General features: G+C 64.7%; 15 protein-coding genes. 12 read left to right on the top strand and 3 right to left on the bottom strand.

What is annotated here, in order from left to right; translation table 11 throughout:
- The first annotated feature begins 12 nt into the window (after nucleotides 1–12).
- The 9 genes from cobA (at nucleotide 13) to PG892_RS04385 (ending at nucleotide 10112) form a co-directional block, all read left to right on the top strand.
- On the top strand, nucleotides 13–771 hold the full coding sequence (gene cobA, locus PG892_RS04425) for a uroporphyrinogen-III C-methyltransferase (protein ID WP_010675453.1): 759 nt from the start codon (nucleotides 13–15) through the stop codon (nucleotides 769–771).
- 125 nt (nucleotides 772–896) lie between these two features.
- A complete protein-coding gene (locus PG892_RS04420; RefSeq protein ID WP_010675452.1) occupies nucleotides 897–1481 on the top strand; it encodes an ANTAR domain-containing response regulator in 585 nt (194 codons plus the stop codon).
- Between the two features lie 344 nt (nucleotides 1482–1825).
- A complete protein-coding gene (locus PG892_RS04415) occupies nucleotides 1826–3181 on the top strand; it encodes a CmpA/NrtA family ABC transporter substrate-binding protein (protein WP_162540650.1) in 1356 nt (451 codons plus the stop codon).
- 14 nt (nucleotides 3182–3195) lie between these two features.
- Nucleotides 3196–4155, top strand: coding sequence for an ABC transporter permease (locus PG892_RS04410; RefSeq protein WP_052815472.1), 960 nt, complete (start codon nucleotides 3196–3198; stop codon nucleotides 4153–4155).
- A 31-nt stretch (nucleotides 4156–4186) separates the two neighbouring features.
- The gene (locus tag PG892_RS04405) at nucleotides 4187–5008 is read left to right on the top strand and encodes an ABC transporter ATP-binding protein (protein ID WP_010675449.1); all 822 of its coding nucleotides are present in this window, start codon (nucleotides 4187–4189) and stop codon (nucleotides 5006–5008) included.
- A 26-nt stretch (nucleotides 5009–5034) separates the two neighbouring features.
- Nucleotides 5035–7617, top strand: coding sequence for a nitrite reductase large subunit NirB (gene nirB, locus PG892_RS04400; protein ID WP_270825140.1), 2583 nt, complete (start codon nucleotides 5035–5037; stop codon nucleotides 7615–7617).
- A complete protein-coding gene (gene nirD / locus PG892_RS04395) occupies nucleotides 7614–7973 on the top strand; it encodes a nitrite reductase small subunit NirD (RefSeq protein WP_103259643.1) in 360 nt (119 codons plus the stop codon). Before nirB ends, nirD begins: the two co-directional genes overlap by 4 nt.
- A gap of 145 nt (nucleotides 7974–8118) precedes the next feature.
- On the top strand, nucleotides 8119–9210 hold the full coding sequence (locus tag PG892_RS04390) for a PfkB family carbohydrate kinase (RefSeq protein ID WP_042014421.1): 1092 nt from the start codon (nucleotides 8119–8121) through the stop codon (nucleotides 9208–9210).
- Nucleotides 9204–10112 carry a pseudouridine-5'-phosphate glycosidase gene (locus PG892_RS04385; protein ID WP_183148851.1) on the top strand — a complete coding sequence of 303 codons (909 nt, stop codon included), beginning with the start codon at nucleotides 9204–9206 and terminating at the stop codon, nucleotides 10110–10112. Before PG892_RS04390 ends, PG892_RS04385 begins: the two co-directional genes overlap by 7 nt.
- Before the next feature lie 181 nt (nucleotides 10113–10293).
- Here the strand turns inward: PG892_RS04385 and PG892_RS04380 are convergent, their stop codons facing one another.
- A complete protein-coding gene (locus PG892_RS04380) occupies nucleotides 10294–11019 on the bottom strand; it encodes a carbonic anhydrase (RefSeq protein ID WP_043154286.1) in 726 nt (241 codons plus the stop codon).
- 705 nt (nucleotides 11020–11724) lie between these two features.
- Here PG892_RS04380 and PG892_RS04375 point away from each other — a divergent pair.
- Both PG892_RS04375 and PG892_RS04370 read left to right on the top strand, forming a co-directional pair.
- Nucleotides 11725–12420 (top strand): DNA/RNA non-specific endonuclease, encoded by a 696-nt coding sequence (locus PG892_RS04375; protein ID WP_270825187.1) that lies wholly within the window; start codon nucleotides 11725–11727, stop codon nucleotides 12418–12420.
- Between the two features lie 207 nt (nucleotides 12421–12627).
- Complete coding sequence (locus PG892_RS04370; protein ID WP_029314779.1) at nucleotides 12628–12975, top strand: DUF2541 family protein; 348 nt, start codon at nucleotides 12628–12630, stop codon at nucleotides 12973–12975.
- Nucleotides 12976–13006: 31 nt separating this feature from the next.
- On the opposite strand, the gene mog is transcribed toward PG892_RS04370, so the two are convergent.
- On the bottom strand, nucleotides 13007–13537 hold the full coding sequence (gene mog, locus PG892_RS04365) for a molybdopterin adenylyltransferase (RefSeq protein ID WP_039040332.1): 531 nt from the start codon (nucleotides 13535–13537) through the stop codon (nucleotides 13007–13009).
- Between the two features lie 407 nt (nucleotides 13538–13944).
- Here mog and PG892_RS04360 point away from each other — a divergent pair, with 407 nt between their 5' ends.
- Nucleotides 13945–14283, top strand: a complete 339-nt coding sequence (locus PG892_RS04360; RefSeq protein WP_010675440.1) for a DUF3135 domain-containing protein — start codon at nucleotides 13945–13947, stop codon at nucleotides 14281–14283.
- A 50-nt stretch (nucleotides 14284–14333) separates the two neighbouring features.
- Here PG892_RS04360 and PG892_RS04355 read toward each other — a convergent pair.
- Nucleotides 14334–14533, bottom strand: a 200-nt coding sequence (locus tag PG892_RS04355; protein WP_270825139.1) for a hypothetical protein, incomplete at its 5' end; no start/stop codon positions are given.

The raw sequence follows: 14533 nt of genomic DNA, 5'->3' as shown, positions 1-14533 counted from the left end.
AAGGAGCCTGAGATGAGCCAAATCAGTCTGGTGGGAGCGGGCCCCGGGCCCCTCGAATTGTTGACCCTGCGCGCCCTGCACCGTCTGGAGGCGGCAGAGGTCGTGGTCTATGACCGCCTGGTGGGGAGCGAGATCCTGGCCCGCATTCCCCACGGGGCGGCCCGCTTCGACGTGGGCAAGCGCTGCGGTGAGCCGAGCCCGACCCAGGAGGAGATCAACGCCCTGCTGCTGGCCCTGGCCCGCACGGGCAAGCGGGTGGTGCGCCTCAAGGGAGGGGATCCCCTGGTGTTCGGGCGCGGTGGCGAGGAGGCGCTGCACCTGGCCCGGCACGGCATCGAGGCCGAGCTGGTGCCGGGGATCACGGCGGCCCTGGGCTGCGCCGCCAGCAGCTTCATTCCCCTGACCCACAGGGGGTTGGCCCGCTCCCTGACCCTGGTGACGGGGCACCTGATGGACGAGCGCGACTATCAGGGCTGGCAGGGGCTGACCCGGGCGGGCCACACCCTGGTGTTCTACATGGGGCTGGAGCGGGCGGCCCGCATTCGGGAAGGGATGTTGAGGGCGGGGGCCCCGGGCGCGCTGCCGGTGGCCCTGGTGGTGGCTGGCTGCAGCCCCCGCCAGCAGGTGCACGAGGCCACGCTCGATGGCCTGGAGCAGGCCGCCCGTGCCCTGCTGGGCCAGAGCCCGGTGCTGATCATCATGGGGGAGGTGGTGCGGCTGCGCGCCGAGCTGCAGGGGCTGCTGACGGAGGCCCTGGAACGGGTCGCCTGAGGGGCGATTGTCCCTCTACCCCCACTACCTCCTGATAGATAAAAAGGAGGTAGATTCAAAGAGTTGGCCTTCATGTTGCGGCATTTTCGCCAGACAGAACGCGATCGTCGCCGACAAGGAGCGCCATGACCACTTTTTCCACCCGGGGCCAGGACGGCCCCGCTTCCCGGCTGTTGATCCACGCCGATGACCCGGGCCAGGCGAACCGCCTGGCCCTGCTGGTCAGTCACTACGGCCATCAGCCCGGGATCCTCGATACCCGCCAGTTGCTGACGCCGACGCAGAGGGGGGATGCCCTGCTCGTCAGTTGCCGCCAGTTCAGCGCCGAGGTACGCCTTGGCCTCTCCCTTTGGCCCGACATGCCGCGCCTTTTGTTCTGCGAGCGGCTGGGGGGCGATACCCAGCTCGCCCTGTTGCAGCAGGGGGTGTTGCTGGTGCCCCACCCTTGCGGCGAGCGTGAGCCGGTGGAGCAGTGGCTGCGCCTGGCCCGCAGTCAGCTCGCCATGGTGCAGGCCCTGATGCAGACCGAGAGCGAGCTGCGCCAGAAGCTGGAGGATAGGCGGCTCATCGAGCAGGCCAAGGGACGCCTGATGCGCCATCAGGGGCTGGACGAGGACGAGGCCTATCGCCTGATGCGCAGCACCGCCATGAGCCGTCACCTGAGCCTGGGGGAGCTGGCGCGGCAACTGCTGCAGGCTTTGCCCGCCTGAGCGCTCCCGTGGCCAACCGTTTTGGTGCAACTGCGCCTAATTGAGGCAAATTTGAGGGAGGATCAGGGCACCACAGGCCGCAAAGGGCCGCCTGATGCACCCTGGACGAGCTGGCACGGAAAGTGAATAACAAAAACACGATAGCAATGAAGTAACGATGCGCAGTGAGGGGCCGGTCAGGCCACTCACCCGCAACAGGGCAAAGAAGCCCCGCCGATCCCGGATCGGCGGGGCTTTTTTTTGGTCGCGACGCACCTTGGGTCGCAGCGCTGCAACGAGGTGGCACTGCGATTCCAGGCAGCCTGGCGCCATGGCCCTGACCCGGAACCGAGGGAGGAGATGCAATGAACGGACGACAAGGATGTGCGGGACTGCTGCTGGCGGCGTTGTCGCTGCCGGTGCTGGCACTGGGAGCCCCGGAGCAGGAGGAGCTCAGGCTCGGCTTCATCAAGCTGACCGACATGGCGCCGCTGGCGGTGGCCTACGAGCGGGGCTATTTCGAGGATGAGGGACTCTACGTCACCCTCGAAGCCCAGGCGAACTGGAAGATCCTGCTGGATCGGGTGATAGACGGCGAGCTGGACGGTGCCCAGATGCTGGCGGGCCAGCCCCTGGCGGCCCACATCGGCATCGGCACCCAGGCCGAACTGGTGACGGCGTTCGCCATGGATCTCAACGGCAACGCCATCACGGTGGCCAACAGCGTCTGGGCCGCCATGGCGCCCCAGTTGCCCAGGCCGCAGGCGGGCCAGGTGCCGCCCCCGGTGAGCGCCGCCGCCCTCAAGCCCGTGGTGGCGGAGTATCGCCAGGGGGGCAAGCCCTTCAACATGGGGATGGTCTTCCCCGTCTCCCCCCACAACTACGAGCTGAGGTACTGGCTGGCGGCAGGCGGCCTGCACCCCGGTTTCTATGCGCCCAAGCTTGGGGACAACTCGGGCCAGCGCCAGGCGGACGTGCTGCTGTCGGTGACGCCGCCCCCCCAGATGCCCGCCACCCTGGAGGCGGGGACCATCGCCGGCTACAGCGTGGGGGAGCCCTGGAACCAGCAGGCGGTCGCCAGGGGCATAGGGGTGCCCGTCATCACGGATAACGAGATCTGGCGCAACAACCCGGAGAAGGTGTTCGGCGTCACCCGGCAGTGGGCCGAACGTCACCCCAACACCCATGTGCGGCTGGTGAAGGCGCTGCTGCGGGCGGCCTGGTGGCTGGATGCAGACGACAACGGCAACCGGCGCGCGGCGGCCAAGCTGCTGGCCAAACCCGAGTACGTGGGGGCGGACGAGCAGGTGATCGCCAGCTCCATGACGGGCACCTTCGAGTACGCCAGGGGGGACAAGCGCCAGGTGCCGGACTTCAACGTCTTCTTCCGCCACCACGCCACCTATCCCTACTACTCCGACGCCATCTGGTATCTGACCCAGATGCGGCGCTGGGGCCAGATCCCCGAGGCCAAGCCGGACGCCTGGTTCGAGCAGGTGGCCAAGGCCGTCTATCAACCGGACGTCTATCGCCAGGCCGCCGAGGCCCTCATCGCCGAGGGCAAGCTCAAGGCCAGTGACTTCCCAGACTTTGCCAGCGAGCAGGGCTATCGCGGCCCCCAGGATGGCTTCATCGACGGCCTCATCTACGACGGCCGCCACCCCAACGCCTACCTGCAACAGTTCGCCATCGGCCTCAAGGGCGATGAGCGGGTGCAATGAGCAAGGAGATCCCGATGAAACGACACACATGGCCCCTCATCCATTTAAAAGCCATCAACTGGAAAATCATGGTGCAGCCCCTGCTCGGCGTGCTGCTCTTCCTCGGCCTCTGGCAGTGGGGGGCGAGCCAGGTGCAGACCAGTCTGGGCACCCTGCCGGGGCCGCTCGCCACCGCCAGCCAGCTCTGGTCCCTCGGGCAGGAGCATCTGCAGGAGCGGGAGAAGGCGGCGGCCTTCCTCGAACGCCAGCAGGTGCGCAATGCGGCAAGGCTGGCGGCGGATCCGGCGGCCGAGGTGAAGCTGCGTCCCTACACAGGGCGCCCCACCTTCTTCGATCAGATAGCCACCAGCCTGCTCACCGTGCTGTGCGGCTTCGCGCTGGCGACCCTGATCGCCATTCCGTGCGGGGTGCTGCTCGGCATGAACCAGGGGCTCTATCGCGCAGCCAACCCGGTGATCCAGCTGCTCAAGCCGGTGTCGCCGCTGGCCTGGCTGCCCCTCATCACCTTGGTGGTGAGCGCCCTCTACGCCAATCCCGCCCCCTGGCTTGCCAAGTCCTTCCTCACCTCGGCCCTGACGGTGACCCTCTGCTCCCTCTGGCCGACCCTGATCAACACGGCGGTGGGGGTGGCGGGGCTGGATGGGGATCTGCACAACGTCAGCCGGGTGCTGCGCCTCTCCTTTGTGACCCATGTGCGGCGCATCGTGCTGCCCGGGGCCCTGCCCATGATCTTCACCGGGCTGCGGCTCTCACTGGGGGTGGCCTGGATGGTGCTGATCGCGGCGGAGATGCTGGCCCAGAACCCGGGGCTCGGCAAGTTCGTGTGGGACGAGTTCCAGAGCGGCGGCTCTGCGTCTCTGGCCCGCATCATGGTGGCGGTGATCACCATAGGCCTCATCGGCTGCGCCCTGGACAGGGGCATGCTGGCCCTGCAGCAGTGGTTGTCCTGGGACAAGCGCCAGGTGCTGCGTTAATCACATTTCTATTCAGGCAGGAGAAGAGCCAATGAAGAGTTATCTGGAGATAAGCGACGTCGGCATCTCGTTCGAGACGGAGCAGGGCAGCTTCGAGGCCTTGAGCCGGGTCAACCTGCGCATCGAGAAGGGGGAGTTCGTCTCCCTCATCGGTCACTCGGGCTGCGGCAAGAGCACCGTCCTCAACCTGGTGGCCGGGCTGCTGGAGCCGACCCTGGGGGGCATCATTCTCGATGGTCGCGAGGTGGCGGGGCCTGGGCCCGAGCGTGCCATGGTGTTCCAGAACCACGCCCTGCTGCCCTGGCTCAGCGTCCAGCAGAACGTGGCGCTGGCGGTGGCCCAGGTGGAGTCTGACAAGCGGGCGGTGGCGGAGCGGGTGGACTACTACCTCTCCCTGGTGCAGATGGATCACGCCAGCCAGAAGATGCCCCACGAGCTGTCGGGGGGGATGAAGCAGCGGGTCGGCATCGCCCGCGCCCTCTCGCTCTCCCCCAAGGTGCTGCTGATGGACGAACCGTTCGGCGCCCTCGATGCCCTGACCCGGGCCCATCTGCAGGACGCGCTGATGGCGATCCAGGCGGAGCTTGGCAACACCGTCATCATGATCACCCACGACGTGGACGAGGCGGTGCTGCTCTCCGATCGCATCGTCATGATGACCAACGGCCCCAGCGCCACGGTCGGTGAGATCCTGACAGTCGACCTGCCAAGGCCCAGAGACAGGGTCGCCCTGGCGGACGATCCCCACTACCACAAGCTGCGCCAGCAGGTGCTGCGCTTCCTCTACGAGAAGCAACGCAAGGTGACCCCCCTCAAGGCAGCCGGGCAGGTGCGCAGCAAGCTGCGCGCCTGAGCCCGCCGGATTCAAGGAAGAGAGACATGACAGACAAAGAGCAACAGTGGGTGACAGAGGACGGCATGGGCCTGCTCGGTCGCCAGAACAGTGGTTCCGCCGAACAGACCGCAAAGCAACGGCTGCTGGTGGTGGGCAACGGCATGGTGGGTCACCACTTCGTCGAACAGCTGGTGGCGGCCGGTGGCCTGAGCCGGTTCGAGGTGACGGTATTTGGCGCCGAGCCGGACCCCGCCTACGACAGGGTGCATCTGTCCGAGGTATTCGGCGGCAAGGCGCCCCAGGCCCTGCGCATGGCCGACCCCGCCTGGTATGAAGAGAGCGGCATTGCGCTGCGGCTGGAGGCCGAGGTGGAGGTGCTCGACCGGGCCACCCGCACCCTGACGCTGGCCAACGGCGAGCAGTTCCCTTACGACCGTCTGGTGCTGGCGACCGGCTCGGTGCCCTTCGTGCCCCCCATCCCCGGTCATCAGCGGGAGGGCTGCTTCGTTTACCGTACCTTGGGAGATCTCGCCGCCATCCGCGATGCCTGCGCCCAGGCTCGCAGCGGCGTGGTCATCGGTGGCGGCCTGCTGGGGCTGGAGGCGGCCAACGCCCTGCGCCTGCTCGGCCTCAAGACCCAGGTGGTGGAGTTCGCCCCAAGGCTAATGCCGGTGCAGCTCGACGAGAGCGGCGGCGCCGTGCTGCGGGACAAGATCCAGGCCCTCGGGGTCGAGGTGCTGGTGGAGAAAGCCACCGAGTGCATTGAGCAGGGGGAGCAGGCCCGTCATCGCCTGCGTTTCAAGGACGGTTCCCACATTGAGACCGACGTGCTGCTGTTCTCCGCCGGTATTCGACCCGCCGACACCCTGGCCCGGCAATCCGGGCTGGTGGTCGGGGAGCGCGGCGGCATCTGCATCGACGACGGCTGCCACAGTTCGGATCCCGCCATCCTCGCCATCGGCGAGTGCGCGCTCTGGCAGGGGCGCATCTTCGGCCTGGTGGCCCCCGGCTACCAGATGGCCCGGGCCGCCGTGGCCAGCCTGTGTGGCGGCGAGACCCGCTTTATCGGGGCCGACATGTCCACCAAGCTCAAGCTGATGGGGGTGGACGTGGGCTCCATCGGCGATGCCCACGCCAGCACCGCCGGTGCCCAGGAGCTGCTGCTGCTGGACAGGGTCAAGGGCATCTACAAGAAGCAGGTGACCGACGGCGAGGGCAATCGGCTGCTCGGCGCCATCCTGGTGGGGGACGGGGCCGATTACGAGCGGCTGCTGCAGTACTACCAGAACGGGGTGGCGCTGCCCCAGCCGCCGCTCTCCCTGCTGGTGGGGGAGGTCGGGGCCGCCCCCGCGCCCCTGGTGCTGCCGGACAGCGCCATCCTCTGCTCCTGCCACAACGTCAGCAAGGGGGACGTGGTGGCCGCCGTTCGGGCGGGCAACCACGAGCTGTCGGCGGTGAAGAGTTGCACCAAGGCCGGCACGGGTTGCGGCGGTTGCAGCAACCTGCTCAAGCAGGTGGTGGATCAGACCCTGGCGGACCTTGGCGTCGAGGCGGACAAGGGGTTGTGCGAGCACTTCGCCTACGGCCGTCAGGAGCTCTATCACCTGGCCCGGGTCGGCGAGCTGAAGAGCTTCGAGGCGCTGCGGGACAAGCACGGCCAGGGGCTGGGGTGCGACATCTGCAAGCCGACGGTGGCCTCCATCCTGGCGTCCCTCTGGAACGAGCACGTGCTGGAGAAGCCCCACCGCGCGTTGCAGGATACCAACGACGCCTTCCTTGCGAACCTGCAAAAGGACGGCACCTATTCGGTGGTGCCGCGTATCCCGGGGGGGGAGATCACCCCGGAGGGGCTCATCACCATCGGCGAAGTGGCGCGCAAGTACGGCCTCTACACCAAGATCACCGGCGGCCAGCGCATCGATCTCTTCGGCGCCCGGGTCGACCAGCTGCCCGCCATCTGGGGCGAGCTGGTGGCGGCGGGCTTCGAGACCGGTCAGGCCTACGGCAAGTCGGTGCGCACCGTGAAGTCCTGCGTGGGCTCCACCTGGTGTCGTTACGGGGTACAGGACTCCATGACCCTGACCCAGACCCTGGAGCACCGCTACAAGGGGCTGCGGGCGCCACACAAGCTGAAGTTTGCGGTCTCAGGCTGCACCCGGGAGTGCGCCGAGGCCCAGAGCAAGGACATCGGCGTCATCGCCACCGAGCGGGGCTGGAACCTCTATGTGTGCGGCAACGGCGGGATGCGGCCGCGCCACGCCGACCTCTTTGCCACGGATCTCGACGAGCAGACCCTGATCCGCTACATCGACCGGCTGCTGATGTTCTACGTGCGCACCGGGGACAGACTGCAACGTACCTCGGTCTGGATGGAGAACATGGAAGGGGGGCTCGACTACCTCAAGTCGGTGATCATCGAGGACAGGCTCGGCATCGGTGCCGAGCTGGAGGCCATGATGGAGGGGATCGTCGGCACCTGGCAGTGCGAGTGGAAGAGCACATTGGCGGATCCGGACAAGCTCAAGCTGTTCGAGGCCTTCGTCAACCGGCCCGAGGACGAGACGCCGCCGCGCCGTGAGGAGCGGGGGCAATGGGTGCCGGATATCGCTATCAAGGAGGTGGTATGAGCGACATAAAAGAAGAGACCTTACAGTCAGAACCTGGAGCCTGGCATAGGGTATGCGAGCTGGCGGCGCTGCCGGAGCAGGCCGGGCGCAGCGCCTGGCTGGAGGGGCGGGTGCTGGCGCTGTTTCGCCTCGGGGAGCATGTCTATGCCCTGGACGGGGTGGATCCCCTGGCCGGCGTGGCGGTGCTGGGGCGTGGTCTGGTGGGGGATGCCGGTGGGGAGCCCGTGGTCGCCTCGCCCCTTTACAAGCAGCGCTACGCCCTGATGGACGGTCGCTGTCTGGACGATCCTGCCCTGAGCGTCGCCTGCTGGCCGGTGCGGCTGGAGGGAAACGAGGTCTGGGTACAGCTGGGGTGAGTGGCACCATCTGAAAACCGTTTTTCTATCACCGGGCTTGCCCGGTGATTTTTTTGTGGCTGACCCGACATTTCTTGCACGAGAGGATGGCGGGAAAACGTTTTTCGGAAATAATGGACAAACGTTTGCAACTGGATGTTTGTCTATGACGGAACGTGAGCAAGAGATCCTCGCCCTGCTGCGCCAGGATCCCATGATTGCCCAGCAGGAGCTGGCGGACAGGCTCGGCATCAGCCGCTCCGCGCTGGCGAGCCACATCTCCAGCCTGATGCGCCAGGGCTATGTGCAGGGGCGCGGCTATGTGCTGCGCGAAGGCCCCTACGCCGTGGTGATCGGCGGCGCCAACATGGATATCTGTGGCTGCAGCCACGACAACCTGCGCATCGGGGATTCCAACCCGGGCCGGGTACGCACCTCCGCCGGCGGGGTGGGGCGCAACATCGCCGAGAACCTGGCGCGCCTTGGCACCGATACTCGCCTGCTGACTGCGGTGGGCAACGATCAATACGGCCACCACCTGCTGGAGGTGAGCCAGCGCGCCGGGGTCGATGTGCGCCAGGTGCTGGTACTGGAGGGTCAATCGACCTCCTGCTATCTCAGCCTGCACGATGGCAGCGGCGAGATGAGCTGCGCCGTCAACGACATGGGGATCATCGAGCAGCTCACCCCGGCCCGGCTCACCCCCCTGAGCGGTTTTCTTGGCGCGGCCCGGCTCTGGGTGCTCGACACCAACCTCGCCACCCACACCCTGGACTGGCTGTTCGAGCGCCAGGGGGAGCACATCATCTTCGTGGACACCGTGTCGGTGGCCAAGGTGGAGAAGATCCGCCCCTGGCTGCACCGCATCCACACCCTCAAACCCAATCGCACCGAGGCGGAGCAGCTGTGCGGCTTCACCATCGGCGGGCCCGACACCTGGCCCATGGCGGCGGCCTGGTTCCACCGCGCCGGGGTGCAGCGGCTCTTCCTGAGCCTCGGCGATCAGGGGATCTTCTATAGCGACGGGGCCTGCCAGGGCCATCTGCCCGTGCTCGGCAGCCCGGTCGTCAACGTGACCGGCGGCGGCGATGCCTTCATGGCAGGGCTGGCCCACGCCTGGTTGCAGGAGCAGGGCATCATGGAGACAACCCGGTTCGCCCTCGGTTGCGCCGCCCTCACCGTCAATTGTTCCGATACCGTCTTTTCCGGCCTATCCAAGGCCGCCGTTGAACGCATGCTGGAGGAGTACCCATGTTGAACGCTTACCTCGATATCCAACCTGAAGTTGCCGCCGCGCTGGCCGCCGGCAAGCCGGTGGTGGCCCTGGAGTCCACCATCATCTCCCACGGCATGCCCTATCCCCAGAACGTGGAGACGGCGCGCCAGGTGGAGCAGGTGGTGCGGGACAACGGCGCCGTGCCGGCCACCATCGCCATCATCGATGGCCGCCTCAAGGTGGGTCTGGATGCGGGGGCTCTGGAGGCGCTGGGCCGTGCCGGGCACGCCGCCACCAAGTGCAGCCGTCGCGACATCCCCTTCGTGCTGGCCAACAAGGGGCTGGGGGCGACCACGGTAGCCTCCACCATGATAGTGGCCGCCATGGCCGGGATCCGGGTGTTCGCCACCGGCGGCATCGGCGGCGTGCATCGCGGCGCCCAGGAGACCTTCGACATCTCCGCTGACCTGCAGGAATTTGCCCAGACCCCGGTGGCCGTGGTCTGCGCCGGCGCCAAGTCGATCCTCGACATCGGTCTGACTCTGGAGTATCTGGAGACCCAGGGGGTGCCGGTGATCGGCTACCAGACCGAGGAGCTGCCCGCCTTCTACACCCGGGAGAGCGGCTTTAAGGTGGATTACCGCCTGGAGAGCCCGGCGGCCATCGCGCAGGCGCTGCGTCTGAAGTGGGAGCTGGGGCTGGCCGGGGGCGCCGTGGTGGCCAACCCGATCCCGACCCAGTTTGCCATGCCAAAGGCCGACATCGACGCCGCCATTGCCCAGGCACTGCGAGAGGCGGACGAGCAGGGGGTGAAGGGCAAGGCGTCCACCCCCTTCCTGCTGGCCCGGGTGTGCGAGCTGACCGGTGGTAACTCCCTGGCGGCCAATATCCAGCTGGTGCTGAACAACGCCGCGCTGGGGGCGCGCATCGCTGCCAGCCTGTGATCGGTCGTCCGGGTGTGCGAGCTGACCGGTGGCAACTCCCTGGCAGTTAATAGCCAGCGGGTGCTGAACAGCACTGCTCTGGGGGCAAAGATTGCCGCCAGCCTGTAAACACCTTTGCGAAAGATGCAAAAGAGGGCCAGCAGGCCCTCTTTTTATTGCGCGAATCGGTGAGATAACCCCCTTATTCCAGCACCAGTCGCCCGTTGAGAGGTTGGACGGGGCGGTTGTTGGGGTGGTGCATCACCGCCTTGAAGGCATCGATCTGGGCCTGGCTGGCTTGGACCGGCTCCTTCATCACCAGCCAGCGCACTCCTTCCGAGCAGGGTGGGGTGGTCAGGGACCCGCTGAAGCGGTAGTAGTCGTGCTGGGCGGGCAGCAGTTGCTCTGCCGAGATGGGTTCCTTGAAGGCATGGATCTCCCCCGCCTTGGCTGGCAACACCTGCCAGGCCTGGCTCAGGGCCCCATTGGCCTGGCCCGGCTCGAACATCACGGCGACCACCGCCAGCTCCCCCTTGTCATTGGCATGGACCAGGTGACCCTCCAGGGGGTAGGACCTGCCTTCGATGAGGTTTTCGCTGGGGGCGTGGAAGTGGAACTGCTTGAGCTCGAAGTGCATGCCGTCGAGCTCAAGGGTGCTGCCGGGGACATAGTTGACCTGCACCGTGTGGCCGTTGTTGACCAGCGTCTTGCCACCCGCCTGATAGTGGAACTGCAGGGGGGCCAGATCGGCCTTCACCAGACCCGAGAGGTTGACCGGCGACTGGTTGCTGCCGGCACACTGGCCATATTCCGGGGTCAGGCTGGCCCATTTCGCCGGGCCGGCCTCGCCGCTGTATTCCCAGTGTGTGGTGGCGGCAAAGGCGGCAGGGCAGAGCAGCAGGGCGCCAGCCAGCAGGGACTTTTTCATCATGCATCCTTATCCTGATTGAAAAGCACGGCCATTCCTGGCCTTCCGGCAGGAAGGCCTCATCAATGGCATCGTTGGAAACGCAGGGTACACGGTGCCAGACCGGATTAATTGTTATGAAAGGTCTGTCGTCATCGTTATTTGAAGCGTGGCATGAGGCGGCGCCATGATGTATTCCGGCAACGGGGCACGCTTATTCATGAAGGAGAAATCCTGCGGGCATTTTCGCAATGAACGGCCCCCTTTCATGGCGCCCCAAATAGATGACGGGCTGATTCTAGAGGGCTTTTCATGGCTCCGTTTGATCTCGAGCAAACAAGCGCGGACTAATTATCGGGCTTGAGGATCCCTTATTTCGTTGGGATTTTTTCGATATTCCCTGACCCGGCCAGGGGCGTGCGTGGCGGGAGCCGGGCGCTGTGCTGACAGAGTACCTCGGTGTTGACCCCTTATCCCTCTGATCGTGCTGGAGAAATTCCCCCCTCAGCACAGTGACGGCGGGATGACAATCCCCCGGTTGGCGGCGCCTTGTTTGCGGTTTTGCCGTCCTCTTCACATTTCCGGATTGCTCGCTATTTGTGCGATTGCCTTACTCATCCGACCTGGTGTCAAATCACTCCGCCTAACACAAGGAGTGGCATAATAATGAATAATATCAATAAATTAGTTCTGGCTATCTGATTCACTCTCACCACTTTCCCGAGCCTGGCGGCGGGATTCCAGTGCGGGGAGCACGTCACCCAGGGGGTACCCGGTCAATCCAGTCAGCTGTTGTGCCGGGAGGGCTATGCCGCCGGGTACAACTACGACACCAAGGTCTCTGACTGGGTCTCTTACCGGATGACGGCCGCCAGCGCCCAGGGCCAGGTGCCGCGCAAGGATGCCTTCGCCGAGGACAAGGAGGTGCCGGTGCAGTTTCGCGCCACCCTGTCGGACTACAAGGGCTCGGGCTATGGCCGCGGCCACCAGGCGCCGGCGGCGGACATGCGCTCCACCGCCAACACCATGAAGCAGAGCTTCCTGCTGACCAACATGACCCCGCAACTGCCGGCGCTCAACCAGGGGGCCTGGCGCATCCTGGAGGAGAAGACCCGGCAGTGGGCCATCACCTACAAGAGCGTGCAGGTGATCACCGGCCCCATCTTCACCCACTCCGATGGCGCCATCGGCAACGGCGTGACCGTGCCCCACGCCTACTACCGGGTGGTGATGGATCTGGCGGGCAAGCGGGCCATCGCCTTCATCCTGCCGCAAGAGAACGTCTCGGCCAGCAAGCTGGCGGACTATGTGGTGACGGTGGATGAGGTGGAGGAGCAGACCGGGCTCGACTTCTTCACCGAGTTGCCGGATGAGCAGGAAGAGGCCATGGAGTCGCGGCTGTCGGCCATGTGGGGCGGTTAGCGCGTCCGGCAGGGGTAACGGGGGCCCAGGCCCCCGTTACCCACACGGGCCTCCGGCCATTGTCATGGCCCCTGGTACAGGGCCAGTACAGCTTGGGTCTGGCATCGGCCCTTATCATGACTCCTTTTTTCAGGAGGCATCATGTCAGCGCTGTTTTCCCTTCACTCCTCGTCCACTCTTGCCCGCGCGTTGCGCATCTGCGTACCCATGGCGCTGCTGGGGGCTGCTGTTCCCCCGGCCATGGCCGACGAGGATATCCGCTTGGGGCAGACCATTCTGCTCGGGGTCGGCGATCATCCCGCCATCATTCCCATGCTCGCCTGCCGGCCGACCAAATCCATCATGGTCAAGGCAGGGCGGGAGTTGACCCTGGAGCGGGTCAAGGTGTTCTACGGCAACGATCGCAGCAAGACCCTCTATTTCGACAAGGTGTTGAGAGAGGATCAGGAGTCGGGGTGGCAATCCCTCGGCAGCCGACTCTGCATCAAGCGCATCGAGGTGTACGGCAATTCGGAAGGGAGCAGGGCAGGGGTCAAGGTGTATGGGCGCAAATGAGCAAAGGGCGGGGAAAATCCCCGCCCAGTGCTTATTTCTTCGGGCGGAACGGCTTGATGATGGCCTCGTCGCACTCGAGATAGGGCCCTTCCATCAGGTCGATGCAGTAGGGAATGGCAGGGAAGACCGCATCCAGGCACTCGCGGATCGATTTGGGCTTGCCCGGCAGGTTGACGATGAGCGAGCTGCCGCGCAGGCCGGCGGTCTGGCGCGACAGGATGGCGGTCGGCACGAACTTGAGGGACTCGGCCCGCATCAGCTCGCCAAAGCCCGGCATCATGCGATCGCACACCGCCTCGGTGGCCTCCGGGGTCACATCCCGCCTGGCCGGCCCTGTGCCCCCCGTGGTAACGACAAGGCAGCACTGCTCCTCGTCCACCAGCCGAACCAGGGTCGCCTCAATCTGATCCTGCTCGTCGGGGATCACCTGATAGACGGGCTCCCATTCCGAGGTCAGGTAGGCGTTCAGGGTGTCGATGATGGCCTTGCCGGAGAGATCTTCGTAGATGCCTGCACTGGCGCGATCGCTGACGGTGACGATACCGATTCTTGCCTTGCTCATGGTCTGCCCTTGGTTGCCGCAATAAAGTGGTAAATAAAATAACATAATCAGTGAGATATGTTAAACCGCCGGATGGTACAAGGGGAGGGCGTCGAGCCTGGGAGAGAGTCGAATGAAAAACAATTTTGAGGAAAGTTCCTTAATAAGGCATAAGGCCGAGAAAAATGGCGCTGAAATTTTATAAAAAAACTGACGCAGGCCGGATTCGGTTAATTTCATGAATCATAAGGAATAAATGATTTTTTCCGCCAACGATGCGCAATCCGTGCCAAAAACCGGACTCCTGTGGCTCGGCGGTGAATGGCCCAAAATCGCCACCATCCTATATAACCTTCCCTAGGGACAGTGAAATAGTGATGTGCCCGGCGTCGTTCCATTCCATGGGCGAGGTCCGGCCAGGAGGGTATATGGAGCTGCCTGATTTCGATACCCTGAAGTACTGGGCGCTGGCCGAGCCGGAGCGACTCGACGCGCTGCTGCACCAGCAGATAGAGACCCTGATCGCCCAGGTGGGGCCAGAGCGGCAACGTCGGTTGCGAGGTCTGCAATTTCGCATCGACTGCCAGCGCCGCCTGGCAAGAAACAACCTCGACAGCTGCATCCGGATAGCCAACATGATGCATGACTCGGTCTACGCCATGCGCCAGCACATTCTGGATCTGCAGAACGAATCTTGTCAGGAAATGGCAGAGCCCCCGCTGCCGGATAATGTGATAGCGTTTTCCAGTTATCTGAAACGGAAATAATTCACGGCCCTGTTCAAGATATAAAAAAACAGGGTATTTATTAATTTGTTTCACCCCTTCTCAAACAAGTTGTTAAGCAAGTTGGGTAAATTGTTTTTTATTTGCTGCAAATATTCCCCGGGCGGCTGAATAATAGTGACCAGTGCCCGCAGTCCGATAGAGATGGATGAAGGGTATCTATTCACCAGGACGGGGTTGACGGCATCAGTTCTGCCGGGATGGGATAATCTGTCTTCTCGATGCACGCCCT

The sequence above is a fragment of the Aeromonas sp. QDB68 genome, assembly GCF_027707405.1.
Lineage (GTDB): Bacteria > Pseudomonadota > Gammaproteobacteria > Enterobacterales > Aeromonadaceae > Aeromonas > Aeromonas caviae.
This window is presented reverse-complemented; position numbering and strand designations above follow the sequence as displayed.

What these genes read in the sequence shown, in the direction of transcription:
- cobA (WP_010675453.1), top strand. Translation starts at nt 13, where the DNA reads ATGAGCCAAATCAGTCTGGTGGGAGCGGGCCCCGGGCCCCTCGAATTG.
- PG892_RS04420 (WP_010675452.1), top strand. Translation starts at nt 897, where the DNA reads ATGACCACTTTTTCCACCCGGGGCCAGGACGGCCCCGCTTCCCGGCTG.
- PG892_RS04415 (WP_162540650.1), top strand. Translation starts at nt 1,826, where the DNA reads ATGAACGGACGACAAGGATGTGCGGGACTGCTGCTGGCGGCGTTGTCG.
- PG892_RS04410 (WP_052815472.1), top strand. Translation starts at nt 3,196, where the DNA reads ATGAAACGACACACATGGCCCCTCATCCATTTAAAAGCCATCAACTGG.
- PG892_RS04405 (WP_010675449.1), top strand. Translation starts at nt 4,187, where the DNA reads ATGAAGAGTTATCTGGAGATAAGCGACGTCGGCATCTCGTTCGAGACG.
- nirB (WP_270825140.1), top strand. Translation starts at nt 5,035, where the DNA reads ATGACAGACAAAGAGCAACAGTGGGTGACAGAGGACGGCATGGGCCTG.
- nirD (WP_103259643.1), top strand. Translation starts at nt 7,614, where the DNA reads ATGAGCGACATAAAAGAAGAGACCTTACAGTCAGAACCTGGAGCCTGG.
- PG892_RS04390 (WP_042014421.1), top strand. Translation starts at nt 8,119, where the DNA reads ATGACGGAACGTGAGCAAGAGATCCTCGCCCTGCTGCGCCAGGATCCC.
- PG892_RS04385 (WP_183148851.1), top strand. Translation starts at nt 9,204, where the DNA reads ATGTTGAACGCTTACCTCGATATCCAACCTGAAGTTGCCGCCGCGCTG.
- PG892_RS04380 (WP_043154286.1), bottom strand. Translation starts at nt 11,019, where the DNA reads ATGAAAAAGTCCCTGCTGGCTGGCGCCCTGCTGCTCTGCCCTGCCGCC.
- PG892_RS04370 (WP_029314779.1), top strand. Translation starts at nt 12,628, where the DNA reads ATGGCGCTGCTGGGGGCTGCTGTTCCCCCGGCCATGGCCGACGAGGAT.
- mog (WP_039040332.1), bottom strand. Translation starts at nt 13,537, where the DNA reads ATGAGCAAGGCAAGAATCGGTATCGTCACCGTCAGCGATCGCGCCAGT.
- PG892_RS04360 (WP_010675440.1), top strand. Translation starts at nt 13,945, where the DNA reads ATGGAGCTGCCTGATTTCGATACCCTGAAGTACTGGGCGCTGGCCGAG.